This window comes from Pseudomonas sp. GW821-FHT02A11 (assembly GCF_059421985.1).
In genome coordinates this window covers 32,615-57,795 of the sequence record NZ_JBWKWB010000011.1, presented here as the reverse complement: position 1 = coordinate 57,795, position 25,181 = coordinate 32,615, and the positions used below count along the sequence as shown (strand labels likewise).

The 25,181-nt window shown below is 61.0% G+C and carries 22 protein-coding genes and 5 pseudogenes; 10 read left to right on the top strand and 17 right to left on the bottom strand.

Annotated features, from left to right (window positions below):
• The first annotated feature begins 123 nt into the window (after positions 1-123).
• Positions 124-1,320, top strand: a complete 1,197-nt coding sequence (locus tag AC07V9_RS16985; protein ID WP_495016827.1) for an amino acid aminotransferase — start codon at positions 124-126, stop codon at positions 1,318-1,320.
• A 309-nt stretch (positions 1,321-1,629) separates the two neighbouring features.
• On the opposite strand, the gene AC07V9_RS16980 is transcribed toward AC07V9_RS16985, so the two are convergent.
• Positions 1,630-2,457: an alpha/beta fold hydrolase gene (locus tag AC07V9_RS16980; RefSeq protein WP_495016826.1), complete on the bottom strand. Its 828-nt coding sequence runs from the start codon at positions 2,455-2,457 to the stop codon at positions 1,630-1,632.
• Positions 2,458-2,678: 221 nt separating this feature from the next.
• Here AC07V9_RS16980 and AC07V9_RS16975 point away from each other — a divergent pair, with 221 nt between their 5' ends.
• Entirely contained in the window at positions 2,679-3,158 is a 480-nt protein-coding gene (locus tag AC07V9_RS16975) for a MerR family transcriptional regulator (RefSeq protein ID WP_495016825.1), read from the top strand.
• A 15-nt stretch (positions 3,159-3,173) separates the two neighbouring features.
• Here AC07V9_RS16975 and AC07V9_RS16970 read toward each other — a convergent pair whose 3' ends face one another.
• Entirely contained in the window at positions 3,174-4,100 is a 927-nt protein-coding gene (locus AC07V9_RS16970; protein WP_495016931.1) for an acetoacetate decarboxylase (ADC), read from the bottom strand.
• A 115-nt stretch (positions 4,101-4,215) separates the two neighbouring features.
• The gene (locus AC07V9_RS16965) at positions 4,216-5,019 is read right to left on the bottom strand and encodes a type 1 glutamine amidotransferase domain-containing protein (RefSeq protein WP_495016824.1); all 804 of its coding nucleotides are present in this window, start codon (positions 5,017-5,019) and stop codon (positions 4,216-4,218) included.
• A gap of 194 nt (positions 5,020-5,213) precedes the next feature.
• Between AC07V9_RS16965 and AC07V9_RS16960 the strand changes: the two genes are divergently transcribed.
• Both AC07V9_RS16960 and AC07V9_RS16955 read left to right on the top strand, forming a co-directional pair.
• Positions 5,214-5,402, top strand: a complete 189-nt coding sequence (locus AC07V9_RS16960) for a hypothetical protein (protein WP_495016823.1) — start codon at positions 5,214-5,216, stop codon at positions 5,400-5,402.
• Between the two features lie 251 nt (positions 5,403-5,653).
• Positions 5,654-6,886 carry an NADH:flavin oxidoreductase/NADH oxidase family protein gene (locus tag AC07V9_RS16955; protein WP_495016822.1) on the top strand — a complete coding sequence of 411 codons (1,233 nt, stop codon included), beginning with the start codon at positions 5,654-5,656 and terminating at the stop codon, positions 6,884-6,886.
• On the opposite strand, the gene AC07V9_RS16950 is transcribed toward AC07V9_RS16955, so the two are convergent.
• The 3 genes and pseudogenes from AC07V9_RS16950 to AC07V9_RS16940 all read right to left on the bottom strand — a co-directional run.
• Positions 6,850-7,368: a hypothetical protein gene (locus AC07V9_RS16950; RefSeq protein ID WP_495016821.1), complete on the bottom strand. Its 519-nt coding sequence runs from the start codon at positions 7,366-7,368 to the stop codon at positions 6,850-6,852. The genes AC07V9_RS16955 and AC07V9_RS16950 overlap by 37 nt on opposite strands.
• Positions 7,369-7,540: 172 nt before the next feature.
• Positions 7,541-7,636 (bottom strand): annotated as a pseudogene (locus AC07V9_RS16945) (3-oxoacyl-[acyl-carrier-protein] reductase); the annotation flags it as partial.
• Positions 7,617-8,009: pseudogene (locus tag AC07V9_RS16940) on the bottom strand (carbon-nitrogen hydrolase family protein); the annotation flags it as partial. The pseudogenes AC07V9_RS16940 and AC07V9_RS16945, both read right to left, overlap by 20 nt.
• 160 nt (positions 8,010-8,169) lie before the next feature.
• Here AC07V9_RS16940 and AC07V9_RS16935 point away from each other — a divergent pair.
• Positions 8,170-8,766 (top strand): cupin, encoded by a 597-nt coding sequence (locus AC07V9_RS16935; RefSeq protein ID WP_495016820.1) that lies wholly within the window; start codon positions 8,170-8,172, stop codon positions 8,764-8,766.
• Positions 8,767-9,024: 258 nt separating this feature from the next.
• Here AC07V9_RS16935 and AC07V9_RS16930 read toward each other — a convergent pair.
• A pseudogene (locus tag AC07V9_RS16930) lies at positions 9,025-9,789 on the bottom strand (oxidoreductase); the annotation flags it as partial.
• Between AC07V9_RS16930 and AC07V9_RS16925 the strand changes: the two are divergent.
• Positions 9,780-10,226 (top strand): annotated as a pseudogene (locus AC07V9_RS16925) (helix-turn-helix domain-containing protein); the annotation flags it as partial. The pseudogenes AC07V9_RS16930 and AC07V9_RS16925 overlap by 10 nt on opposite strands.
• Here the strand turns inward: AC07V9_RS16925 and AC07V9_RS16920 are convergent.
• Complete coding sequence (locus AC07V9_RS16920; protein WP_495016930.1) at positions 10,215-10,733, bottom strand: TetR/AcrR family transcriptional regulator; 519 nt, start codon at positions 10,731-10,733, stop codon at positions 10,215-10,217. The pseudogene AC07V9_RS16925 and the gene AC07V9_RS16920 overlap by 12 nt on opposite strands.
• Before the next feature lie 21 nt (positions 10,734-10,754).
• Here AC07V9_RS16920 and AC07V9_RS16915 point away from each other — a divergent pair.
• A pseudogene (locus AC07V9_RS16915) lies at positions 10,755-11,060 on the top strand (glutathione S-transferase family protein); the annotation flags it as partial.
• A gap of 81 nt (positions 11,061-11,141) precedes the next feature.
• On the opposite strand, the gene AC07V9_RS16910 reads toward AC07V9_RS16915, so the two are convergent.
• On the bottom strand, positions 11,142-11,894 hold the full coding sequence (locus tag AC07V9_RS16910) for an SDR family NAD(P)-dependent oxidoreductase (protein ID WP_495016819.1): 753 nt from the start codon (positions 11,892-11,894) through the stop codon (positions 11,142-11,144).
• Positions 11,895-12,139: 245 nt separating this feature from the next.
• Here AC07V9_RS16910 and AC07V9_RS16905 point away from each other — a divergent pair, with 245 nt between their 5' ends.
• A complete protein-coding gene (locus tag AC07V9_RS16905; protein WP_495016818.1) occupies positions 12,140-13,027 on the top strand; it encodes an alpha/beta fold hydrolase in 888 nt (295 codons plus the stop codon).
• Positions 13,028-13,187: 160 nt separating this feature from the next.
• On the top strand, positions 13,188-13,424 hold the full coding sequence (locus AC07V9_RS16900) for a hypothetical protein (RefSeq protein WP_495016817.1): 237 nt from the start codon (positions 13,188-13,190) through the stop codon (positions 13,422-13,424).
• Between the two features lie 225 nt (positions 13,425-13,649).
• On the opposite strand, the gene ydiJ is transcribed toward AC07V9_RS16900, so the two are convergent.
• A complete protein-coding gene (ydiJ, locus tag AC07V9_RS16895) occupies positions 13,650-16,676 on the bottom strand; it encodes a D-2-hydroxyglutarate dehydrogenase YdiJ (RefSeq protein ID WP_495016816.1) in 3,027 nt (1,008 codons plus the stop codon).
• A 159-nt stretch (positions 16,677-16,835) separates the two neighbouring features.
• Here ydiJ and AC07V9_RS16890 point away from each other — a divergent pair, with 159 nt between their 5' ends.
• On the top strand, positions 16,836-17,720 hold the full coding sequence (locus AC07V9_RS16890; RefSeq protein WP_495016815.1) for a LysR substrate-binding domain-containing protein: 885 nt from the start codon (positions 16,836-16,838) through the stop codon (positions 17,718-17,720).
• A gap of 8 nt (positions 17,721-17,728) precedes the next feature.
• Here AC07V9_RS16890 and AC07V9_RS16885 read toward each other — a convergent pair whose 3' ends face one another.
• From AC07V9_RS16885 to AC07V9_RS16855, 7 genes are all read right to left on the bottom strand, one after another.
• A complete protein-coding gene (locus AC07V9_RS16885; protein WP_495016814.1) occupies positions 17,729-19,273 on the bottom strand; it encodes an amidase family protein in 1,545 nt (514 codons plus the stop codon).
• 44 nt (positions 19,274-19,317) lie between these two features.
• A complete protein-coding gene (locus AC07V9_RS16880; protein WP_495016813.1) occupies positions 19,318-20,211 on the bottom strand; it encodes a glycine betaine ABC transporter substrate-binding protein in 894 nt (297 codons plus the stop codon).
• A gap of 42 nt (positions 20,212-20,253) precedes the next feature.
• The gene (locus tag AC07V9_RS16875) at positions 20,254-20,919 is read right to left on the bottom strand and encodes an ABC transporter permease (RefSeq protein ID WP_495016812.1); all 666 of its coding nucleotides are present in this window, start codon (positions 20,917-20,919) and stop codon (positions 20,254-20,256) included.
• A gap of 2 nt (positions 20,920-20,921) precedes the next feature.
• Positions 20,922-21,920 (bottom strand): ABC transporter ATP-binding protein, encoded by a 999-nt coding sequence (locus tag AC07V9_RS16870; protein ID WP_495016811.1) that lies wholly within the window; start codon positions 21,918-21,920, stop codon positions 20,922-20,924.
• Entirely contained in the window at positions 21,917-22,600 is a 684-nt protein-coding gene (locus AC07V9_RS16865) for an ABC transporter permease (RefSeq protein WP_495016810.1), read from the bottom strand. The genes AC07V9_RS16870 and AC07V9_RS16865 overlap by 4 nt, the downstream gene beginning before the upstream one ends.
• A 327-nt stretch (positions 22,601-22,927) precedes the next feature.
• Positions 22,928-23,923 (bottom strand): GlxA family transcriptional regulator, encoded by a 996-nt coding sequence (locus AC07V9_RS16860; protein ID WP_495016809.1) that lies wholly within the window; start codon positions 23,921-23,923, stop codon positions 22,928-22,930.
• A 264-nt stretch (positions 23,924-24,187) separates the two neighbouring features.
• Positions 24,188-25,162 carry a dienelactone hydrolase family protein gene (locus AC07V9_RS16855; RefSeq protein WP_495016808.1) on the bottom strand — a complete coding sequence of 325 codons (975 nt, stop codon included), beginning with the start codon at positions 25,160-25,162 and terminating at the stop codon, positions 24,188-24,190.
• Positions 25,163-25,181: the final 19 nt, after the last annotated feature.

Sequence of the window (25,181 nt, the reverse complement as noted above, 5' to 3'; positions counted from 1 at the left end):
CCGCCCCGCACCTGTCGCCCCCGCCCCCGATGCTCTCTATACTGACTCCCCGTTTGCGCACCGCTCTAGTGCATTCGGCCGGAGCGATGCAGTCCATTCACTCCCATTCAGAGCCGCCGCAAAATGAGCCTGTTCTCCGCTGTCGAAATGGCACCACGCGATCCTATCCTGGGCCTCAACGAAGCATTCAACGCCGATACCCGTACCACCAAGGTCAATCTGGGTGTGGGCGTTTACAGCAACGAAGAAGGGAAAATCCCGCTGCTGCGTGCCGTTGCCGAAGCCGAAGAAATCCGTGTCGCTCAACACGTGCCGCGCGGCTACCTGCCGATTGACGGGATCGCCGCCTACGACAAAGCCGTGCAGACCCTGCTGTTCGGCGCCGAGTCGCCCCTGCTGGCCTCGGGCCGCGTGTTGACCGTGCAGGCCGTCGGCGGCACTGGCGCCCTGAAGATCGGCGCTGACTTCCTCAAGCAACTGTCGCCGAACGCCGTCGTGGCCATCAGCGACCCAAGCTGGGAAAACCACCGCGCGCTGTTCGAAACCGCTGGTTTCCCGGTACAGAACTACCGCTACTATGACGCCGCGACCCACGACGTGAACCGCGCCGGCATGCTCGAAGACCTGCAGAACCTGCCATCGGGTTCGATCGTCGTCCTGCACGCGTGCTGCCACAACCCGACCGGCGTCGACCTGACCCTCGAAGACTGGAAAAAAGTCCTCGAGGTGCTCAAAGCCAAAGGGCACGTGCCGTTCCTGGACATGGCCTATCAGGGCTTTGGCGACGGCATCGATGAAGACGCCGCCGCTGTGCGTCTGTTCGCTGACTCGGGCCTGACCTTCTTCGCTTCCAGCTCGTTCTCCAAATCGTTCTCGCTGTACGGTGAGCGCGTCGGCGCGCTGTCGATCGTGACCGATTCGAAAGAAGAAACCGGGCGCGTGCTGTCGCAGGTCAAGCGTGTGATCCGCACCAACTACTCCAACCCCCCCACCCATGGCGCAACCATCGTCGCTGCCGTGCTGAACAACCCTGAGTTGCGTCAGAAGTGGGAAGACGAGCTGGCCGAGATGCGCGTTCGCATCAAGGGCATGCGTGAGGAGATGACCAACCGTCTGGCCAACAATGCGGCAGGTCAGGACTTCAGTTTCGTGGCGCGTCAGCGTGGCATGTTCTCGTACTCGGGCCTGACCACGCCGCAGGTGCATCGTCTGCGCAATGAGTTCGGGATTTACGCGCTGGATACCGGGCGGATTTGTGTGGCGGCTTTGAACAAGAGCAACATTGAGGCAGTGACAAAGGCGATCCTGGCGGTCATCTGATCATCAGGTGATCCATCTGCAGCAACACGGCTTGCCACCGGCAGCGGTTTTAAAGAGGCCACTGCGGGCAAGCCGTACTGCGACGGAGATAGACGATAAAGGGGAAGCGGATTTTGGTCTGCATCCCCTTTTTTTTGGATGGATTCTTATCGACACTCGCTTGCGGCATATCCGAAGCCACTGCCGATACCGAAGCCGGCGTGCCGCCCTCTCCCGAACTGCTCGCCGCCATGGGCCACTCGGTGTAAGTACAATGTCAATCCAGTAATGTAGAAACAAAAAAAGGGCGGGATCATACCGCCCGGATTTCTAACGCCGAACGAACGCTAGTAGGTCGGCGTTAATCGTCTCGGCGTTGGTTGTAGGCATCCCATGAGGAAAGCCGGGGTAGATTTTCAACGTACTGTTTTGCAGAAGTTTGGCCGACAAGACCCCGGCATTTTCATAAGGCACGATCTGGTCATCATCCCCATGCATCACCAGGACGGGGATCTTGATGCTCTTTAAAGCTTCGGTGAAGTCGGTCTGAGAAAACGCCACGATTCCGTCATAGTGTGCCTTTGCACATCCCATCATGCCCTGTCGCCACCAGTTCCAGACAATGCCCTCGGACGATTTTGCACCTGGGCGGTTATAGCCGTAAAAAGGCCCTGGAACGTCATAGTAGAATTGCGCGCGGTTGGCTTTCAGTTGTGCCTGCAAGTCGTCGAACACTGATTTCGGCAAGCCGCCAGGATTGGTCGGCGTCTGAACCATCAACGGGGGTACCGCACTGATGATGGCTGCTTTTGATACTCGGTCTTCGCCATGGCGAGCGATGTAGTGAATGACTTCGCCGCCGCCGGTTGAATGCCCGACATGGACGGCGCCTTGCACAGCCAGATGATCAACTACGGCCGCGACGTCGTCGGCATAGTGATCCATGTCGTGACCGTCCCAAACCTGAGTGGAACGCCCGTGTCCCCGCCGGTCATGTGCTACAACCCGGTAGCCGTTGCCTAGGAAAAAGAGCATTTGCGCGTCCCAATCATCCGCACTCAGTGGCCATCCGTGGTGGAAAAAGATGACCTGGGCATCGCGTGGCCCCCAGTCTTTGTAATAGATTTCGACACCATCCGGCGTAGTGACATACCCCATATTCGTATCTCCTGTGTGAAGTAAAGGCCGTCATCGAATCGTGTTCCGATCATGGCCTCGAATGAACAGAGTGCAGCCCGTCCATTAGGCAGTTCAGGGGGTGATGGATTAGTCCGGCTTCCCCATGAGCGCCATTGCGACCAAGCCATGTTGTGCTTGGTCGCCCGATGACTTTAGGTTTAAAGTCAACTTTAAGGTCAACAGGTTTTTCAGGGTGAGGTATGAGAATAGGCGAACTGGCGAAAATCAGCGGACTGGCGCCGTCACGCATACGATTCTATGAGGCCAGTGGCTTGATCAGCTCCGTCGAGCGCAAAGCTAATGGCTACCGTGACTACGCGCCTGATACCGAGTGGGTTTTGGACATCATCACCGGCGCACAGGCGGCGGGGTTCTCGTTGGAGGAGATTCGGCAACTGATGCCGATGAACGCCGGTGCCTGGCGGCATGACGAGTTGCTTGCCAGACTCAAGCAAAAGGTCGAGGAAATCAGCGTCTTGCAGGAGCGACTAGCGCAGAACAAGGCGCAACTTGTGCTCGTCATCAAGGGCATCGAAGGTAAGCCCGAGGGCATGGCATGTGGGGACAATGCGCAAATGCTGATAAATCGCCTGCGGGAAGAAGGGATTGGCAAAGCTTCGGGTGGGCGTAAGGCAACGTCTTCCACGAAGAAAAAAGCCCGCCAGGCTTCCGGGGCCTGACAGGCGCAAACTGTCTCAGCGCTGGCCAGTCAGACTGGCGAGTGGTTGGGGTGCATAAAGCGCACTCTGGAACTCTGGCACGTATTCGTACTTCATCATTTTCCCCAGCTTCAGGGCGCGGAGGTATTTCGACAGACTGCCTTCGCCCAGCGTGAGGGTGACCGATTCTGCGTCGCGGCTGGAGCCGTGACTGAGCTGGCGAGAAACCGCATATCCGTACGCCAATTGGCCCTGATGATCGAGATTGGTGAAGCTGCTGGTGACAATATCGGCATCATGAGACAGGTTGTCGAGTTTCTTCGCTTTGAAGGACACGTCGACTTTTCCTGATTGGCTGTCGGTGATGTCATAGACCACGGATTGGGCATCTTCTTTGCGGTCAATACCGGTCAGCCATTTTGGCAGGTTGTAACCGACGACACCGCGCACCCGTGCCAGCTCGGTATTGACCGGCAGCTTGAGCACATAGCCCCAGAAGTCGCCAGACATCGACTGGCCAATCAGCGTGAGCGGCCCCAGATTGGCTTTGCCTGGCTTGTTGGTAATGATCGACACCGCCACTTCGTTATAGGCGTCATTATCACAGTGCTCATAGGTGTACGCGGTAAATGCAATCAAACCGCGACCTGGCCAGATTTGCAGGGGGTGTACGGTTGCCAATACTTGCGGCGGTATCAATGCTCGAAGTGCATCCAGATCGGCCGTATAGACCGCCGTAACCCGACTGTTCTGGTAGTAAAAGTTCGGGGAGTATGATTCGAAGCCAATGTCGACTTTTTGTTTTTCCAGTCCTTTGAACCAGCTCAAATCCACACCTGGCAGTTCTGCTGCAATCACCGACAGGGGCGGATTCGAGCGATAACGGTCGTACAGGCCGCCCTTGACGACCGGCACCGTATGGCCTGCGATATCGATTGTGTTGGTTTCATTCGAGCTGAGCATTTCAGGCGTCCCCGCCAACGCATGGTTGGCAATTGAGCTGTACAGCAATCCTGTTACTACGTCGCTTGCGAGTTTCAATCGGTCTCTCTCCGGGTGATGGGAACTATTTGAGGGTTCAGCGAGCCAGGGTGTCGCCAGAGAGCACCGCCATCACGGCTTCAGCTACGGCTTTGGGCGATTGAGGGTTTTGGCCGGTGACGAGCCTTCCATCCGTGATGGCAAATGACGTGAATGGCAGCCAGCCCTTGCGGTACCGCGCACCCTGGCCCACTAACTTGTCCTCCAGGAAGAAAGGCACCTGGCTTTTCATGCCGGAGAGCAACTCTTCACGATCCGAGAAGCCGGTGATGTGCTTGCCCTTGATAATCAACTGGCCTTTTTCATCCTTCAGATCCAACAGACCCGCTACGCCATGGCAGACTGCCGAGACGATACCGCCCTGGTTGTAAATGCTTTCGGCGACACGTTGCAGATCGGGATTATTGGGGAAGTCCCACATCACCCCATGGCCGCCGGTGAAGTAGATAACGCCGAACTGGGTGGGGTCGACATCGGCGATCGGCAGCGTGTTTTGCAGGCGAGCACGAAAGGCGGGAGACTGCAAATGCTCACGGGCGGCGTTGTCCATGTACAGCCAACCGAGGCTGCGCTCATCCAGAGGCACTGCACCGCCTTTGGGGCTGGCAAAAACTGTGCTGTAGCCAGCTGCCTCCACTACATCGGTGAAATGCGTCAGCTCAGTCAGCCACAACCCCGTCGTATCAGTGCGCGAGGGATAGCTGGAGTGATTGGTTAGAATCACCAGAATTTGGCGATTCCTGGCAGAAATTGTGGAAGGGGCGGTGTCAGCATTTACAAATGTCATGAAAGCGCTACCTATCAATATCAACGCATAAGAAACAAAGGACTTGAGCATCATCCCGGTTCCATCAATCAAGCAGGTCAGTGCATGCTCACCTTAAACCTCGCTTTAAGGTCAACCCCGCTGCTGCAAACAATATTCACCGCTATTCGCTCACTTTAACTTGCCCCTCAACCTGACTTTAACGTTAGCGTCTGATGCTGGATGGGCAAGGCAATGACGCCCGTCACTGATTCACTCGGGAGCCATGCATGAGCCAGCAAGACAACGTCGATACGCGGATGAAATGGTTTGCTAACTGGATTCGTCCTTTGCTGGGTTTGCCGTTCGTGCAGCGACTGTGCAACGCGAGAGTTGGCAAAACGGTGATCGGCCCGGATCAGGAAAAACGCGCCGACCAAGGCACTTATGTGGGGGCGAGCTTCGTAACGCCCGGGTGATTGCAAAACCGCACGCGTGCATACCGCGAACGTGTACAGCCTGAGGTCGACGCCGCATTGGCAGTGGTTGATTACGTTGCAAGTGCGTCCGACTGGCGGGGCTTACACGCCCGCATTGTTGTTGGGTGCTGAACGGGTGAGGCACTTGCCAGGGTCTGGCGCGGTGAACATCGACTGACCCGGAAAAAGGTGTTGACCTTAAAGTTGGCTTCAAACTTAAGGTAGCCTCATATCCAGTTGAGGACTGCTCCATGAATGTGTTCGACACCCTGATGCTTCCCAACGGTTCGTCCGTCAAGAACCGAATCGCCAAGGCCGCCATGGAAGAAAACATGGCGGACGCTGATCAGGCACCCTCTGAAGAACTGATGCGCCTCTATCAAGCGTGGGCCGACGGTGGTGCCGGCTTGATCATCACCGGTAACGTAATGGTCGACGGCCGCGCCATGACTGGGCCGGGTGGCGTGGTGTTACAGGATGATCAGCAACTGGAAAAGTTCAAGCGCTGGGCGCGGGTTGGCCGATCCGGTGGTGCGCAGGTCTGGTTGCAGATCAATCACCCAGGTCGGCAAATGCAGGCCAACCTTGGGCAAAAAACCTGGGCGCCGTCGGCTGTGCCGCTGGATCTGGGCAAAATGTCCAAGCGTTTTGCCACGCCTCAAGCTATGACCTCAAGCGTGATCGAAGAGGTCATTCAGCGCTTTGCGAATACCGCACGCTTGGGCGAACAGGCTGGCTTCACCGGCGTAGAAATTCACGCCGCCCATGGTTATTTACTGAGCCAGTTCCTTTCGCCACTGACCAATCAAAGGACCGACGAGTGGGGTGGGTCTCTGGAAAACCGGGCGCGCCTGTTGCTCGAAATCGTTAAGGCGGTCAGGGCCGTGGTTTCAGCTGAATTTGCGGTAGCGGTCAAACTCAATTCCGCCGATTTCCAGCGCGGAGGCTTCACCGCCGATGATGCGAAAAAAGTCGTTGAGTTACTTAACGGGCGTGGTGTGGATTTGGTGGAATTATCCGGCGGTAGTTACGAAGCGCCGGCCATGCAGGGGGAGGCGCGAGATGGCCGCACCCTGGCTCGCGAAGCCTATTTCGTCGAGTTCGCCCGTGATATCCAAACGGTCGCAAAAATGCCGGTGATGGTCACCGGCGGTATACGTCGCCGCCCGGTGGCCGAAAGCGTGGTGCAGAGTGGCGTGGACATGGTAGGCATAGGAACGGCGTTAGCCATCGACCCGCACTTGCCTCGAGACTGGCTGCTGGGCAAAGACAGTGCCCCGCAATTGCCGCCGATTACCTGGAAAAATAAAGCCATCGCATCTTTGGCAAACATGGCGGTAGTGAAGTTTCAATTACGAAAATTGAGCCGGGCGAAAAAGCCCGATCCGAACGTTTCACCGATGCGTGCGCTGATCCTGCAGCAGCTCGGAATGGCATTTCGCACTCGTCAATATCGGCGTTGGGTGGAAAAGCGTTTGATGTGAGTCGATACTTTTTTGATTTGAAGCGTTAATCCCTGTCGTAACAGGCATTTGGTAAAGCAGGAGCGTCCGCAATTGGCCGATCGTGTGTCATAAGCCCTGCTCGGAACATTCTGACGTGATGTTCCAGCGCTCAAACTCGGCATCGAAGTCTTCAAGCTTGAGCAACCTCGCTCGCCACTCTCGGCAGTCCCCAGCACCTCAACCTGCATCGCGCCAAGGTCGCTACCAAAACGGTCCAGCATGAGATCGGAAAACCGGTTCAGCCGAGTCGCCCACCGACCGACCGGCATCGGCACCCCACTCCGTCTCACCGCTGCCGCCGACCAGAGTGCGACGTGTTGAATGCGCAACTCCAGCGCGGCATGGAACTCGACATCACGTACGCCAGGATAACGCGCCGGGAACAGCGCCAGATCAGGCACATCGCAGGCCGCGCCCAGCGTGGCGCCATGCCGGCGAAGGTGAAGCGACGGTTTGATCAAGCTATCGGCCGCTCTGCCGTGTTTTTCCAAAGTTCACGCACGAGCACGCACCTCGGTTTTTGGTCGACGTTTTTACACACTCTGGGCCAAAAGCGGTCCTTGGCCACAGAGCGCTGACCAAGACACATCTTTGTTCAACAAGTATCTACCCTTTCCCGCGTCCGCGAAGCTGTCAGAGGTATTCCACATTCCCATCAACGCTGATGGACTGGCCGCTGATATTCACCGCCGCTTGAGAGGACAGAAAGCGCCCCGCCATTGCCAGCACTGAACACCACGTCTTCCCCGGTGTGCAGGTGCTGCTTGATGTAGATCGCCTGCGTGCCATCGGCAGCCAACACCAGCGCGCCAATCAGGATGGCGTCGCTGCCCGGCTGACGCAGCGGCAGGCCGACGACAGTGGTCATGGCCAGGCGTTGCGCACGCTCACGCAGCGGCTGCAGGCACGGCGCATCCGGGGTTTGCGCAAGTTCGCGGGCCAGCGAGGGCTCGTAGCCGGTAAGGGACAATTCCGGGAAGAGCAGAAAGTCGACCCAGTGTTCGGCGGCGAGGGTCATGAAGCGCAGGTGGCGATGGATATTGGCGTCGAGATCGCCGGCGATCGAGCAAAACCGGGCAGCGCAGAGAGTGAGGTGGGCCATCGGCGTCACGTCTGAAAAAGGGGTCAGTAAAGCACGGTTTTTTGTCGACCGGGCACTGCCCGGCCCCTCTGCAGGTCCAACGCGCAGACGCCCGTTCGGGGTTTGCCCCATCACCCACTCCGACAGGCACCGTCAAACCTTCCGATTGCGGAGATCCAGCATGGCGACGTTCGACAGACGAGGCTTCATCAAGAGTGCATTGATCATCGGCGCAGGATCGGTGGCGTTACCTGCGCACGCGGCTTCAGCCAAGACACCGGCGGCGCCTCAGACGCTGTTGCTCAAGCGCAATGACTGGGTGCCGAACAACCCTCGCTTGCCGGTGCTTCATTACAGCGGCGTGATCGGCGGCGGCGATATCGCTGCGCAAATGGAGGCGTTGTTCGCCCGTAATGGCTGGCCGCCACAGTGGCGCAACGGCATCGACGACTACCATCACTATCACTCCACCGCCCATGAGGTGCTGGGATTTGCAGCCGGTTCCGCCCGGCTGATGCTGGGTGGCCCGAACGGCCATGAAGTAGAGGTGACCCAGGGCGATGTGGTGCTGCTGCCGGCGGGCACCGGCCACTGCCGTCTCTGGGCCAGCAGTGATTTTCTGGTGGTGGGCGCTTACCCGCCGGATCAACCCTGGGATATTTGCCGTGAGGCGCCCACCGAGGCCATGCTGCAACGCATCGCTACGCTGCCGTTCCCCGGAACGGACCCGGTTTCCGGCAAGCAGCCGCCGCTGACGCAGTACTGGCAGACGGTGTGATCGACGCCTGTGAATCACTGCTAGTGCCGATAAGGCGTCGGCCACGGCGATCCCGGCACCGATGCCGACGGCGGTCAGAAACAGCGTCGCGATCGAGCCGCCAAACCCGCGCAAACCGATGACGGCGAACAGCGCCGCCAAGGCCAGGAGGATCACCCGATCACGCCCGATCCGGCGCGCCAGCCAAGGGGTGGACAAGGCCAGCAAACCATGAGCAAGGTTGGAATGGCGGTCAGCAGGGCCGGCTGGTGCCTGTGATCAGCCGGCGTAAGCCGGGTAATCGGTGAAACCCGCTTCGCTGCCGCCGTACATCGTCGCCGGGTTCAGGGGGTTGAGGGGCCAGCCGTTGATGATCCGCGCAGGCAGATCCGGGTTGGCTATGAACCGACGGCCGAACGCGATCAGGTCCGCGAGCCCCGCCTCCACCAGCCGCGCGCCACGCTCTGCGGTGTAGCGGCCGGCGTAGATGATCCGGCCACTGAACGTGCTGCGCACGTCACGGCGGAACGCCTCGGGCAGGTCGGGGGCGTTGTCCCAGTCGGCTTCGGCGATGGAGACGTAGGCCACGCCCGCCTGCTCCAACACCTTGATCGCTTCGATGTAGGTACGGTGCGGATCGCTTTCCACCATGCCGATGTACACACGGTCCTGATCGGTGGTGGTGAACAGCGGCGTGAAACGCACACCCAGACGCTCCGCGCCGATGGTCCGAGACACGGCGTCGATGATTTCCCGCAGAAAGCGCAAGCGGTTTTCCAGCGAGCCGCCGTACTCGTCATCGCGCTGATTGGCGTGTTCGGAGATGAACTGGATGACCAGATAACCGTTCGCCGCATGGCTTTCCACGCCATCGAAACCGGCGGCACTGGCGTTGCTTGCAGCCTTGGCATAGAGCCCGACCAGCGTCTTGATTTGCGCCACGGTCAGGGCGCGCGGCACCGAGGGTGCGACCAGCTCGCCAGTATTGGCCGCCGTTTCGATGAAGGCTTTGGCGTTGGTTGCGGCGATGGCCGGACCTGGCGCGCAGGATCGCGCGTAAACTGGTGATCTATCAGCGCCGTGGCAGTGAGCAGTCGCAGCTGTCAGCGCTGCTGGAACTGGACCCCAAATCCGATCGCGTGCAACTGGCGATGGCGTATGCGCGCGAGAACCTGACCGACAATCTGTCGGTCGAGGCGCTGGCGGCCGTGGCCCGGCTCAGCCCGCGACAGTTCAGCCGGGTGTTTCGCGAGGAGACCGGGCAGACCCCGGCCAAGGCCATCGAAAGCCTGCGCCTGGAAGCCGCGCGGGTGATGATGGAAACCAGTCGGCATCCGGTGGAAGTCGTGGCCAAGGAAACCGGATTCGGCGACCGCGAGCGCATGCGCCAGGCGTTTTTGCGCGCCTTCGGCAAGCCACCACAGGCCATGCGCAACGAGCTGTTCAACGCCGCTGTCGGCCACTGCGGGTCAGGCCTGTGAAGTGGGGATCAACCCGGCTTCGCGATAGCTAAGGATCAATTCGTCGAATACCGCAATTTCACCCCGAGTGCGGACAATCAATTGAGCACCGGCAACCGCGGTATAGATTGCGCGGGCGCGTCGCTCGCACTGTTGCGCGTTGCCGACGCCCGCATCGGTCAATACGTGGGTCAGCCAGCTGACATTGGTGTCGGCGAACGCCCGGACCTCAGCCTTGACCTCCTCGGGCAGATCTTCGTGCTCGGCGGCCATGAAGCTGAACAGGCACAGGCGATTGCCGTGCTCCAGCGAGGTGCGGAAGATCGACGGGTAGATCGCAAGGCTCGCAAACGGGTCAGGATTGGCCTCGCGAATCGCGCTCAGCACCTTGGCCGTGTCCTGCCAATATCGCTGCGCTACCGCTGCGCCCAGATCGGCTTTGCTGGAAAAGTGGTAATAGATACTGGCGTTCTTGATCCCCACCGCCTCGCCGATGCTGCGGAAGTTGATGCCGCTGTAACCGTGCATTTGCGCCGCTGACTTCGCCGCTTCCACCACGCCACGCCGGGCCTCGGGCCGCAGGTGGAGTTGCGTCAGAACGCCGAGTGGGGCAACCGCATGCGGGACAAGGCCATCAGGGGCATGCACTACTTCGACAGCGTGCTGCAGCAACAGCCCTTCGTGGCCGGGGAGCGATTTTCGATGGCCGATATCGCGCTGCTGGGCGGCATGATTTTCGCTTCGCTGGTCAAACTCGACGTGCCTGAACAATGCCAGGCGCTGCGGGCCTGGCACGCCCGCATGCAGGCGCGGTCGAGCGTGCAGCAGTGGCGAGCGATGGTCGATCAGCAAGCGTGTGCCCGAGTGATCGATGATCCTCGGGTAACAAACGCATCCGGACAACGTCAGTCGTTGTCCGAATGCGTGTTTATCGGATCAGATCTGAGCCTGACCGCCGTCGACGAAGAGCTCGATGCCGTTGACGAAGCTCGCATCATCCGAGGCCAGGAAGACCGCTGCGTTGGCGATTTCCACCGGCTCACCGACACGACCCATCGGCACCTGCGAAGCCAGATTATCCAGCAGGCCTTGCTGTTGCGCGGCGTCAGGGCCGGCCAGGTTAACCAGGCCTGGGGTTTTGGTAGCGCCTGGGCTCAAGGTGTTGACGCGCACGTTGCGGTCTTTCAAGTCCAGAATCCAGCTGCGGGCGAAGGCGCGGACTGCCGCTTTCGAGGCCGAATACACGCTGAACGCTGCGGTGCCCGAGCTGCCTGTGGTGGAGCCTGTGAGGATGACCGAGGCGTTTTTCGCCAGCAGTGGCAACGCCTTCTGCACGGTGAACAGCACGCCTTTGACGTTGCGCTCGAAGGTGTCGTCGTAGTGGGCTTCGGTGATGTCGCCCAGCGGCAGCATCGAACCGCCACCGGCGTTGGCGAACAGCACATCCAGACGGCCCTTCTCGGCGCCGATCTGCTCGTACAGCGCATCCAGTTGTTCCAGTTTGGTCGAGTCGACCTGTACGCCGGTGGCGTTGCCGACCAGTGCGACCGCTGCATCCAGTTCAGCCTGACGGCGGCCAGTGATGTAAACGTGTGCACCTTCCTCGGCGAAGCGTTTGGCGGTGGCCAGGCCGATGCCCGTGGTGCCGCCGGTGACCAGTGCGATTTTGCCTTCGAGCTTGCGAGCCATGATGTTTCTCCAGATGTTCAAGTCAGTTACTTGATAGGTTGGTGCGGTGTGGGAGCAGCATATCGAGGGCTCGATATTTCCAAAATAGAATCATCCGAAAGCTATCCTTTCAAAAATGAAAGGATCAAACAAAGTGTCAGGGGCGTGCTGCGCTCAAAATCGGCTAGACCTCACCGAACGTTTCGCGGTCTCATCTGACAAGCCAGGTGCGGGACCTGGCGGCGCACATCAGCGGAGGGCTATTGATGAAGCAGATTTCGGCTGGGGTACTGAACACGTCCTACCTCGATCTTGGGCCTGCGGATGGGCCGGTGGTCGTGTTGCTGCATGGGTTTCCTTATGACATTCATGCCTGTGGCGAAGCTGCGAAGATCCTCGTCGAGGGCGGTTGTCGCTGCATCATTCCCTACCTTCGCGGTTACGGCCCGACGCGCTTCATCGACCCGGCCACCCCACGCTCTGGCGAGCAGGCCGCTTTGGGCGCAGACCTGCTGGCGTTGCTCGACGCCTTGAACGTCCAGCGGGCAATACTGGCGGGTTATGACTGGGGCGGTCGCGCGGCGTGCGTGGTGGCGGCGCTGTGGCCGGAGCGGGTCATTGGCCTGGTGAGCGGCGACCCTGGCTACAACATTCAGGACATCGCCGCCGCCAACGCGCCCTCCTCCCCTGAAGCGGAACGGCGCTTGTGGTACCAGTACTACCTGCACGGTGAACGGGGTTATGCGGGCCTGGCCGCCAATCGCGAGGCGTTCTGTCGCTTGCTCTGGTCGTCGTGGTCGCCTAGCTGGGATTTCAGCGACGCGACGTTCGAGCAGTCTGCCGTCTCGTTTGCCAACCCGGATTTCGTCGATGTCGTCGTTCACTCCTACCGCCATCGCTTCGGCCTGGTGGCGGGCGATCCGCAGTACGCCGAGATCGAAAACAGGCTCGCCGCACGCCCGCCCATTACGGTGCCGACGGTGATTCTTTCGGGAGCTGACGATGGCGTTTCCTCACGACGCAGCGATGATGCCGCCGTTCGCGGCTTCACAGGGCCGGTGCAAAGACTGGTGCTCAGCGGCGTCGGGCATAACGTGCCGCAGGAGGCCCCCAAGGCGTTTGCCGACGCGGTACTGAGTCTTTTGAAGGGATGACGGGCGTGGCGCCAGACGATTTCACTGGCGCGCGACAAACCGCGCCGCGGCTTTGAAAAACGCGCCTACACTGCAACTGGTTTATCCGCAGAAGGCGTCCAGCCGTCCGCGCTACTGCGCTCAGGCTCGATCAACCGACTCAATACCGGGAGGTGCAGACATGCCGAACAGACGTCTTCCTTTCACCATGGATGGCTGGAACAAGGACTGGATCATCCTCGGCCACAAACTGGTCTGCCGCAGCTGCGGCGCTGGCCAATGTCCTGCGCTGGACGAGCAACCGTTCCAACACACCGAGGCCTGCACAGCGTCCACCGCTGGCGCGCGCTATCCGTGGAAAGAGCTCAACGACCTGCTCAAGGAAAGCCTGACCGAAAGCCGACGGATGTTGCACTGAAGCCCATTCGCCGGCGTCTTGCCTGACACACCGCTTTCGCCGCTGTCGCACAGCTCCAGCAGCTCCCACAGGTTCGGTGGCGTTCATCAGAATTCGGTTCACCACAAAACCTGTAGGGGCAGTCGCAGGTTCGACGGCCGCGAAAGCGTCTTGCCTGACACACCGCATTCGCCACTGTCGCACAGCTCCAGCAGTTCCTACAGGTCGATGGCGAACCGCATCGCCTTACTTCACCAACAGCCGCTCCAACACCACCTCCAGCGGATGACGCAACTGCCGATCGGCCTGGCGTTTGACCTGACTGCGGCAGGAGTAGCCGGTGGCCAGGGCTTCGCCTTCCTTGTCCAGTTTGGTCGCCCAGGACTGCTCGAAAATGGTCTTTGAGGTTTGCTGATTGCGCGCTTCGTGGCCGTAGGTGCCGGACATGCCGCAGCAGCCGGTGGCTTCGGTGACCAGTTTCAGGCCCATGCGGCCGAAGACCTTTTCCCATTGCGCGGTGCTGGCCGGGACGTTGGTTTTTTCGGTGCAGTGGGCCATCAGGCGGAACGATTGCGCCGCCCCATCACCCGCCGATTCCGGCAACACGTCGACCAACCATTCCTGCGGCAACAATACGTTCGGGCTGCCCTCCAGCCCTGCCACTTTCTGGTATTCCTGGCGATAGACCATGGTCATGGCCGGGTCCAGGCCCACCAGTGGCACGCCGCAGTCCGCCAGGGCCTTGAGCTGGGAAGCATTGCGAATCGCGGCTTTGGCGAACGCGCCGAGGAAACCCTGCACGTGCAGCGGCTTGCCGTTGGCGCTGTAGGGCGCGAGGAAGACGCGGTAACCCAGTTGGTGCACCAGTTGAATAAGCGACGCCAGCAGCGGCGTTTCGAAGTAGCGGGTGAAGGCGTCCTGCACCAGTACCACACTGTGCTGACGCTGTTCATCGCTCAGCTCACGCAGGGCCGGAACGCTGGCGACTGAGACGTTGCAGCGGGTCAGCGTGCTTTGCAGGTTGTAGCGGTGGATCAACGGGCTGTCGAGCATGCCGACGTGGCGTTCCAGCAGGCCGCTCACCCATTTGGACCCCATCACCGCGTTGTACAACCCCGGCGCGCAGGCCATGTACGGGATGGTGAATTCCAGCGAGCCAATCAGGTAATCACGCAGCGGACGCTGATAGCGGCCGTGGTACAGCTCAAGAAAGCGCGAGCGGAATTCGGGCACGTTGACCTTGATCGGGCATTGCCCCGCGCAGGATTTACAGGCCAGGCAACCGGCCATGGCGTCGTAGACCTCGTGGGAGAAATCCGCCTGACCACGGGAGCGCTTGAGGTTATTGCTCAGCCGCGCAGGCAGGCCCTTGATCCAGTGGGCCTTGCCTCTGGCCGCTTCCAGCACGTCGATGTTGGCCGCGCCTTGCAGCCGCAGCCACTCGCGGATCAACGATGCCCGGCCTTTGGGCGAGTGCTGGCGTTCGCGGGTTGCCTTCCACGACGGGCACATGGCGTCGTTGGGGTCGAAGTTGTAGCAGGCGCCGTTGCCATTGCAGTGCACAGCGCTGCCGAAGCTCTGCCAGACGCGCTCATCGATCTGCCGATCGAGATCGCCACGCAGGGTCACTTCGTTGACCTTGAGCAGGCCTTCGGCGGCGTCCGGTGGGGTGCAGATCTTGCCGGGGTTGAGCTGATTGTGCGGGTCGAACGCGCCCTTGAGCGATTGCAGCGCCGGGTACAGCTCGCCGAAAAACGCTGGTACGTACTCGGAACGCAGACCCTTGCCGTGCTCGCCCCAGAGCAGACCGCCGTAGCGCTGGGTCAGCTCGGCGACGGCATCGGAGATCGGCTTGACCAAGGCCGCCTGGGCCGGGTCTTTCATGTCCAGTGCGGGGCGCACGTGCAACACGCCCGCATCGACGTGGCCGAACATACCGTAGGCCAGGCCGTGACCATCAAGCAGCGCGCGGAATTCGGCAATGTAATCGGCCAGACGCTCCGGCGGCACGGCGGTGTCTTCCACGAACGGCTGCGGACGAATCTCGCCCTCGACGTTGCCCAGCAGGCCCACCGAACGCTTGCGCATGGTGTAGACCTTGTTCACCGCCGCCGCGCCTTCGGCCAGCGTGTGCCCCAGGCGCTCGACGCTGGTGTCGGTTTGCAGGTGGCGAACGAAGGCCTCGACCCGCGCATTCACCTCATCCGCCCCATCGCCGCTGAATTCCACCAGGTTGATACCCAGGGTCGGACGCGCAGCATCGGCAGGGAAATACTCGGCCACGCTGTGCCAGACGATGTCTTTCATCGCCAGCATCAGCACCTTGGAGTCGACGGTTTCGATGGACAGCGGGTTATGCGCCAGCAAGGCGTTGGCATCGCGCAAGGCGTCCATGAAGCTGGCGTAACGAACGTTGACCAGCACCGAATATTTCGGAATCGGCAGCACGTTGAGCTTGGCTTCGACAATGTAACCCAGTGACCCTTCGGCGCCGCACAGCACACTATTGAGGTTGAAACGTCCTGCGTCATCACGCAGGTGCGCCAGGTCGTAGCCGGTCAGGCAGCGGTTGAGCTTGGGGAAGACCGATTCGATCAGATCGGCCTGGGTCTCCTGAATCTGCCGCGCGGTACGGTAGACCTCGCCGATGCGACCGGGCCGGGCGCAGGCGGCGTCCAGTTCGTCGTCGGAGATCGGCAGGCTGTGCAGACGTTCGCCGCCGAGCAGCACGCTGTGCAGTTCCAGCACATGATCGCGGGTCTTGCCGTAGGTGCAGCTGCCCTGGCCGCTGGCGTCGGTGTTGATCATGCCGCCGACGGTGGCGCGATTGGACGTCGACAACTCCGGCGCGAAAAACAGCCCGTGGGGCTTGAGCGCAGCGTTGAGCTGGTCCTTGACCACGCCCGCCTGCACACGCACCCAGCGCTCTTGGGTGTTGATTTCCAGAATGGTGTTCATGTGTCGCGACAGGTCGACCACGATGCCATCAGTCAGCGACTGGCCGTTGGTGCCGGTACCGCCGCCGCGCGGGGTCAGTTTGATCTGACGAAAGCGCATCTCGGCCATCAATGTGGCGACGCGGGCGACGTCATCGGCGTCCAGCGGGAACACCGCAGCCTGCGGGAGGCGCTGGTAAATGGAGTTATCGGTCGCCAGCACCGTGCGGGTGGCGTAGTCGGCGCTGATCTGGCCGCGGAAACCGCTGGCGCGCAACGCGTCGAGAAATTCGGGGTACTGGGCCGCAGGTGCGGCGGCAGGCAGTTGGGCGATCATCAAAGGATGGCCTCTCGTCGGTCTGATCACGGGAAACAGCAAAATACTTGTCGCCTGAGCATTAATCGTTAAGCTGCAGGTCGTTGTTTGCGCCAATGATCCCGCAGGCTTCGGCGCGACACAAACGGATATTCCTGCCGCTATCGATGACTTTTCTGAATGAATTACCGCCATCTCACGCCGTCCATGTCCCTGCTGCTGGCATTCGAAGCCGCGGCCCGTCATGAAAGCTACACCCGCGCGGCCGTCGAACTGTCGCTGACCCAGAGCGCGGTCAGCCGTCAGGTGCAAGCGCTGGAGCAGCAATTGGGGCTGACGCTGTTTCGCCGCGAAGGTCGTCAGGTGCAGCTGACCGACGTCGGGCGCCTGTATCAACGAGAAATGAGCGAAGCCCTCGGGCGCATTCGCAGCGCAACCCTGCAGGCCATGGCCTACCAGTCCGGTGGCGGCAGCCTGCGCCTGGCGACCCTGCCGACCTTCGGCTCCAAATGGCTGCTGCCACGCCTGCATGACTTCTACCAGCAGCACCCCGGCATGCTGGTGCACATCAATTCACGCATCGATGCGGTGGATTTCGAAACCAGCGGCATCGACGCCGCCATCGTCGTCGGCCACGCCGGGTTGCCGGGGCTGATCAGCCATCGCCTGCTTGCCGAAGAGCTGGTGGTGATCATCTCTCCACAAGCCGCCGGTAACCATCAGGACTGGACGCCGGAGAAGATCGCCAGACAGATGCTGCTCAACGTCGCCAACAACCCCAACGTCTGGGGCGACTGGTTCAGCCATCATCGCCTGCCTCACCCCATGATGCGCCTGGGACCGAGTTTCGAGCTGACCTCGCATTTGATTCAGGCCGTCAAAGCGGGGATCGGCATCGGCCTGGTGCCGCGCATTCTGGTGGCCGACGAGCTGGAGAACGTCGAGCTGATCAGCCTCGACCTGCCCTTCCCCAGCCAGCGCAGCTATTACCTGACCTACCCGCCACGCAACGAAATGCTGCCGTCCCTGCAGGCATTTCGGGCGTGGTTGCTGGAGCAGATATGAGGACGCAATCAGCGCCCGAGGAATGAATAACCGAAGTTCACGACCTTGGCGTCCTCGCCGAAGCCTGCCAGAAACGACACCCCGACCGGCAGGTTGCCTTTGATAGTGCCCGCCGGTACGGTCATTTCAGGAAAGCCGGTGGCTGACGCAATGTACGATGAGGCATAGGTGTCGCCCGCCTTGCACAGGTAGCTGTCGTCAGTCACACCGTGCACCACCGATGCCGGGCAGTTAATCGTGGCAAAAAACAGGCTGTCGACCATGTGCTGTTTCATGATGCCAGTCAGCTGCGCGCGCAGTTGCGGGATCGTCTGCGACAGAATCGAGATGTACTGCGGCGAGTCGGTACTGCCCACTTTCGCCACCGCCTCAAGCCCCGCCAGTCGCGCCGGGTTCATGCCGTGATCGGCGTTGTCGGCCTGATTCTTCTTCGCCAGTTCGACGAACTGGTCCAGCGTACGCGGCTGAGCGGCGTCCAAGGTACTCAGGTAACGCTCGAATTGCGGCCTGAATTCGCTGTCCCCCACCGGCCCCAGCACGTCGCTCCACAGGGTTTCGAAGCCCTTGGGCAGTGTGATCGCAACGACTTTCGCGCCGCGCTGACGCAGGGTGTCCTGAGCCTTCTGGAACACTGCGTCGACCTCCGGATTACCGCCTTTGAAGTTGGTCAGCACGCCGATGGTCTTGCCCTTGAGCGAGGTGCGGCTCAGGTTTCTGGTGAACTGCACGCTGTCCGACGCCAGATCCAGCGTCGCCGCGTCGCCCTTGTCCTGCCCCTTGATCACGTCCAGCACGACCGCCTGATCCTGCACGTTGCGGGTAATGACGCCCGCGGTGTCGAAGCTGAGCGACAGCGGAATGATGCCGCTGCGACTGACCAGCCCCAGCGAAGGACGCAGGCCGACCGTGCCGGTGACGCTGGCCGGGGCGCGAATCGAGCCGCTGGTGTCCGAGCCTAACGCGAACGGCGCGAAGTTCGCCGCCACCGCCGCTGCCGAACCGCTGCTGGAACCAGAAGCATCGCGCTTGGTGTTGCGGGGGTTGAGCGTCTGCCCGCCGAACGAGCTGTAGCCGAACCAGCCGAAGGACGCCGCCAACTCGGAGAGATTGGTTTTGCCCAGCAGGATCGCCTGGCGGTCGACCAGTGTCTTGACCACGAACGCATCCTGGCTCGGCACCGAGGCGCGCAACACGTAGGAGCCGCCCGAGGTGATCAGGCCCTGGGTGTCGTAGTTGTCCTTGACCACGAAGGGGATGCCGGCCAAAGCCGAGCGCCTTGCGTCAGGATTTTTTGCTCGCTCGGCGTCCCACTGCTTCGCCTGATCGACGGCCTTGTTGTTGAGGGTCACCAGCGCATTGATCTGCTGACCCGCACGGTTGTTGGTCTGAATGTTATCCAGATAGTGCCGGACCAGTTGCTCTGAACTGAGTTTGCCGCTGTCCAGCGCCTGACGCATGTCGGCCAGCGTCATGCCGTCGATGTTGCTGTCGGCATGGGCCGCCGTTGCCAGAATGAAAAACGAACCTGCCACGACACAGTGATTCAACCGCATTGATTACGCTCCAGATGAGGGCAGGCGAAAGAAAAGGAAGTGGGTCAGATCAGCTTATTGTTTTGAAGGAATTCCTTGGCTACGCTCTCGATCGACTCACGGCCGACATCGACCCGGGAGTTGAGTTGAGCGATGGTGCTGTCGTCCAGCTTGGAGGACAGTGCGTTGAGCAACTCGCCGACCTTGGGGTTTTCGTTGAACACTTTGGTGCGGATCACCGGGGTCAGCGCGTAGCTGGGGAAAAAGCCCTTGTCATCCTTGAGCACCACGAAACCGAATGCAGGAATCCGGCCATCGGTAGAAAGCACAAGTGCGAGGTCCACCTGACCGTCGCGCAGCGCCTGATAGGTCAGCCCGCCGTCCATGCGGATGATGTTCTTGCGTTCGAACTCGAACTTGTACATCTCCTGCAGCGGACGCAAGCCATCGGGGCGCGAAAAGAATTCGGCGTTGGAAGCGAACTTGTAGGCCCTGCCGCCTCCGATGTTTTTCGCCAGATCACTGATCGAGACGATGCCTTCCTTCTCCGCTTCGTCCTTGCGCATGGCGAAGGCGTAGGTGTTGTTGGCTTTGGACGGGTTGAGCCAGGTGATGCCCTTTTGCGCGTCCAGAGCGCTGACCTTTTTGTAGGTCTCGTCTGCATCAAGGCGGTCCTTGACGTTGTTGTAGATAACCAGCGAGGTGCCGGTGTATTCCCAGTACACGTCGACCTGGCCGTTCTCCTGTGCCGAGCGCAACACGGACGAGCCCAGGTCAGGGCGTTTGTCCACGCCAAAACCATTGGCGCGCAGCAATTGGGCGGTCATTTCGGCCACCAACTGCTGCTCGGTGAATTTCTTGCCGCCAACGACAATCGTACTGTCGGCACTGGCTTGGGCGGCGAGGCCGCAGAGTACGGCCAGGGAAAGGGCCAGACGGGCGAGCGTTCGAGCAATCATCATGCACCTCTGATTATTGTTTTTTGCACAGCGTTGTTGGGGTCAGCGCGCCGCAAGCCGCAGGCCTCGGGACACGGTGACGGTCTGCAGCACGCCGCAGGCCATGTCCACGGCGATGGCCAGCAGCGCTGTGGAGATCGCACCGGTCAGCATCATGCCGAAGTCGTTGAGGTCGATACCGGTGAAGATCAGTTCACCCAATCCCCCGCCGCCGACCAGAAAGGCCAGCGGCGCGGTGCCGACGTTGATCGCCAGGGCCGTGCGCACCCCGGCGAAGATCACGTTCATCGCGTTGGGAATTTCCACCTTCCAGAGGATTTCCCGAGGCGTCATGCCCATGGCATCGGCCGCTTCCAGCAAATGCGTCGGCACCGCGCGCAAGCCCTCATAGGTGTTGACCGCCACCGGCAGCAAGGTCGCGACCCACAAACCGAAAATCGCCGCCCCACCGCCCACGCCCAACAGACTCATGGCCAAGGCCAGCAGCGCCAGCTTGGGGATTGCCTGGCCGACGTTGAGCACCTGCATGGCCGCCATGGCATAACGCTGGTTGGCCGGGCGGCTCATCCACACCCCCAGCGGCAGCGCGACGATCAGCGCCAGGCCGCCACTGATGGCGACGATCTGCAGGTGCTGGCCGCTCAGATAGGTGATGTCACTCCAGTGATCCTGAAGCCCCTCCCAGAATCTCATCATCAGCTCGGACATGATCAGTGCACCGCCGCAGTCGTGTTTTCCACCAGCCGGGCGAGGATGTCGCTCTGGTGGACATAGCCGATGAAACGCCCGTCGCTGTCGTTGCACAGCGCCCAGTCCTGGCCTTTGCCGAGCAGTTGCGAGAGCACCTGGCGCAGGTCATCGCCGGGCCGGACCACCAGTTGCGAACGCGAGGACACCGCCCCGTTTCCGCCCACCACCTGCATGTGCTGGCGAGGAGGATTCTGGGTCGCGACGTCCACGGCGCGCATCAGGCGCAGGCGCTTCATGATCCGGTCGCCGCCCATGAAGTTGGCAACGAACTCACTGTTGGGACGTGCCAGCAGATCATCGGAGCTGCCGAACTGTTCGATCCGACCGTTATGGAACAGCGCCACGCAGTCGGCCATCTTCACCGCCTCGTCGATGTCATGGCTGACGAACAGGACCGTCTTGCCGACCTGGCGCTGGATGCGCATGAACTCGTCCTGAATCACCTCGCGGTTGATCGGATCGATGGCGCCGAACGGCTCGTCCATCAGCATTACCGGCGGGTCGGCGGCCAAGGCGCGGGCCACACCGACCCGTTGCTGTTGACCGCCGGACAACTCACACGGGTAACGCTTGAGGAACTGCGCCGGGTCCAGCGCCACGACTTCCAGCAGTTCGGCGGCGCGCTTGCGGCTCTTGGTCTTGTCCCAGCCCAACAGGTTGGGCACGACGCAGATGTTCTCCTCAACGGTCATGTTCGGAAACAGGCCGACCTGCTGGATCACGTAACCGATCGAGCGCTTGAGCGTCACGCTGTCCAGCTCCGAGGTGTCGCGCCCGGCAATGCGGATGCGGCCAGAGGTTGGGGTGATCAGACGGTTGATCATCTTCAGGGTCGTGGTCTTGCCGCAGCCCGATGGTCCGAGCAGCACGCAGATCTGCCCTTCTTCGACGTTGAACGAGACGTCTTCGACGGCGGTGGTGGTGCCAAATTTCTTGTTTAAATTATCGATCTGGATCACGTCGTGGCTTCCTTCAGTGGGGCTGCGGCCATCTTGTTCAGGCCTTTCGGCGTCAGGACGCGCTGCAAGGCGTACAGCGCGTAATCGGCGGCAATGGCGATGACGCTGATGATCAGCGCACCGGCCAGCAACTGGCGCGGGTCGGACTGCGCGATGCCGCGAATGATCAGGCTGCCCAGGCCGCCCGCGCCGATGTAGGCAGCAATCGCGGCGATGCCGATGTTGATCACCGTGGCCATGCGCACGCCAGCCATGATCAGGGGTACCGCCAGGGGCAATTCGACCTGCAACAGCCGCTGCCAGGTGGACATGCCCATGCCGATCGCAGCCTCACGCAGGGCTGGATCGAGGTTGGAGATGGCGGTGGTGGTGTTGCGGATGATCGGCAGCTGCGAGTAGAGGAACAGCGCAATGACCGCTGGAACGACGCCGATGCCGTAACCGATGAGTGACAGCGCGGGGATCATCAGGCCGAACAGCGCGGCGGAGGGAATGGTCATCAGCACCGCGGCAAAAGCCAGGACCCAGCGACGGGCGCGCGGATGCTGTGAGATCGCGATGCCCACTGGCACCCCCGTGAGAATCGCCAGGCCCACCGCGATCATCACGATCATCAGGTGCTGCCCGAGCAACAGGCTGATCAGCCCGCCGTTTTCCAGAATGAAACTCAAGGTTTGCATCGTCGTGTGCCTCCTTCATGTCATTGTTATTTTTTGCCGGCGGTGCATCTGGAAGTGGACGCCGGTTTTGTAGGAAACCTTAACCTGCTCCCTGGCTGCGGCTGAGCTTTCAGTCCGACGATCTCTATCAAAAAATCGACGTCACGCAGATTTTTCCGGTCGCAGATTACTGCGTGCATGGGACATCGCACAGCGTTGGCAGGATGGGCCCACGCCATCGCGCCTGGTAGCGGCCCGCTAGCCATTTCATTAGCTTGCTATGGGATTTTCCTGCCCCCCGACGCCCTGCCCTATAACCGCCAGGCTGTCGGACGCCGATCGTTGGCCTCAGGAGTGCGCCTCATCAAATTTCCGCCGCTCCTCGCCCGGCGTGCAACCCCATACCCGGCGATAGGCCGCGCCCAGATGGGAGGCCGAAACGAATCCGCAGCTGTAAGCAATCGAGGCGATCGGCTGCGTGCTTTCGCGCAGCAGGCGACGGGCTTCGTTGAGCCTGAGTTCGAGGTAAAACTTTTTTGGCGTCATGCCGAAATGTTGATGCCACAGGCGTTCCAGCTGGCGGTGGGACAGGTTGCACTTGTCGGCGATGGTCTCGATGCCGACCACGTCCTCCAGGTGGTCTTCCATGAAGGCGATGGCCGCGGTCAGGCGTCGGTCGTGAATGCCGAAGCGCCACTGGATGGACATGCGCTGATGTTCCTCCGGGGCGCGAATCCGCGCGTGAAGGAACTGCTCGGCGATGCTCGCCGCCAGCTGATTGCCGAAGTCCAGCGCCACCTGCGCCAGCATCAGGTCGATGGCGGCCGTGCCCCCGGCGCAGGTCCAGCGGTTGTCGTGGTTGACGTACAGCTCTTTGGTCACCTCGATGTTGGGAAACTCTTCGGAAAACTGGCCGATGGATTCCCAGTGCAGCGTGCAGCGTTTGCCATCGAGCAGCCCGGCGCGGGCCAGGATGAACGTCCCGGTGCTCAGCGCGCCGACAGTCTTGCCCCGCGCCGAAGCACGCTGCAGAAAGCGCAGCATTTTTGGTGGCTTCTGGTGCTCGATGTCCAGGCTTGCCAGCACGAACAACCGGTCGACATCGGGGGCTGCTTCGATGGGCAGGGTGTGGATCTCGAAACCGCTGCTGGAACTGACCATGCCGCCGGATTCGGACAGCAGCGTCCAGTCGTACAGCGCCTTGCCCGACAACCGATTGGCCGCGCGCAACGGCTCGCTCGCCCCGGCCAGGGCCATCATGGAAAACTGTGGAAGAATGAGCAGCCCGATGCGCCGGGCGGCTTGCCCGTTAACGGGCGCGGGAGATTCAACAGGACTTGCCATCGCCGGATCCTTGTCGTGGGTCATGCCTGCCGCCCGCAACACAGGGCTATGCAGCGTGGGCAGGCATATTACAGCCAGACGGGATTTGGGTGACAGATAAGGAAGTTGCGGTTTGGCGCCAAACCTGTGGGAGCGAATTCATTCGCGATGCGCGCTGACAGCCGACACCTCTGCGGCGCTTGAAACGGCTTCTCGTGAATAAATTCGCTCCCACAGATCCAAGCCCAGACACCGGCCCGCCTGCGCGAGCCAGCGTCACTTCCTTCAAGCGCGGGCGCGGATCGCTTCGTCGATGCTCTGGATCATCGATTTGAACACCGGGCTGTCAACCTGGTTCTGCTGACCATGCTGCATGTGCGGCACGATCAATGCCTTCGCTCCGGCATCACCGGGGTACAGGCGATGCAGACGCTCGGACTCCGACGGCATGTGCAGGGTGTTCTCGGCGCCGTGGATGATCAACGCAGGCGGGAAGCCCTTGGCGCCTTCGATGGTCTGCTCGGGGTCGAACGCCACGTAAGAGGTGTACGACTTGGCGGTCACGTGGGTGCAACCCGGCCAGCGGTCCGCGCCGCCAGCTTCGGTGTAGCCGCCCAGTTGCTGATCGACATAGGCCTGGGTGTCCGGGTCCAGCGGGTAGTAGCCCAGACGACTAGCGTCGGTACCAGTATCGAACGGCGGAATCGGCGCATCGCCAGGCAGTTGACGCAGGGCCGCATCGGCCGCCTGTGGATCGGCGCGCAGTGCTTGCAGCTTGCCAATGGTGGTGTAGCTCATCGGCACCCAGAAGCGGATCTGCTCGCCACCGGCCGCAGCCAGTGCCGCCACCGCGCCAAGGCTGGCGACCGAACCCATTGCCCAGGACGCGACCACCGGCATTTCGCCAAAGTTATCCCTGGCCCACTGCACCGCACCGAGTACTTCATCCTTCTGGTCTTCCAGGTTGACGTTGGTGATCACCAGGCCGTCGGCGCGATGGGTGTTACGCACCTCCTTGTTGGAGAAGAAGCCCGCTACGTCGTAGGTCATCACCCGATAACCACGGGCCGCCAGTGCGCGACCGAACAGCTGGCCGTACATCGACACTCCGCCGGTGAACCCGGAGTTGAAGACCACCGGTGGCAATTTTTCGACATTGGCGCCGTCAGCGGAAGGTTCGAATACCCAGCCCTTGAGGTTGAGCGTCTGGTCGCCATACTGAACGGCGAAGTTGATTTCTTTTGTTTGAATGTCAGTCATTGTTCACTGTCTCTAAGTC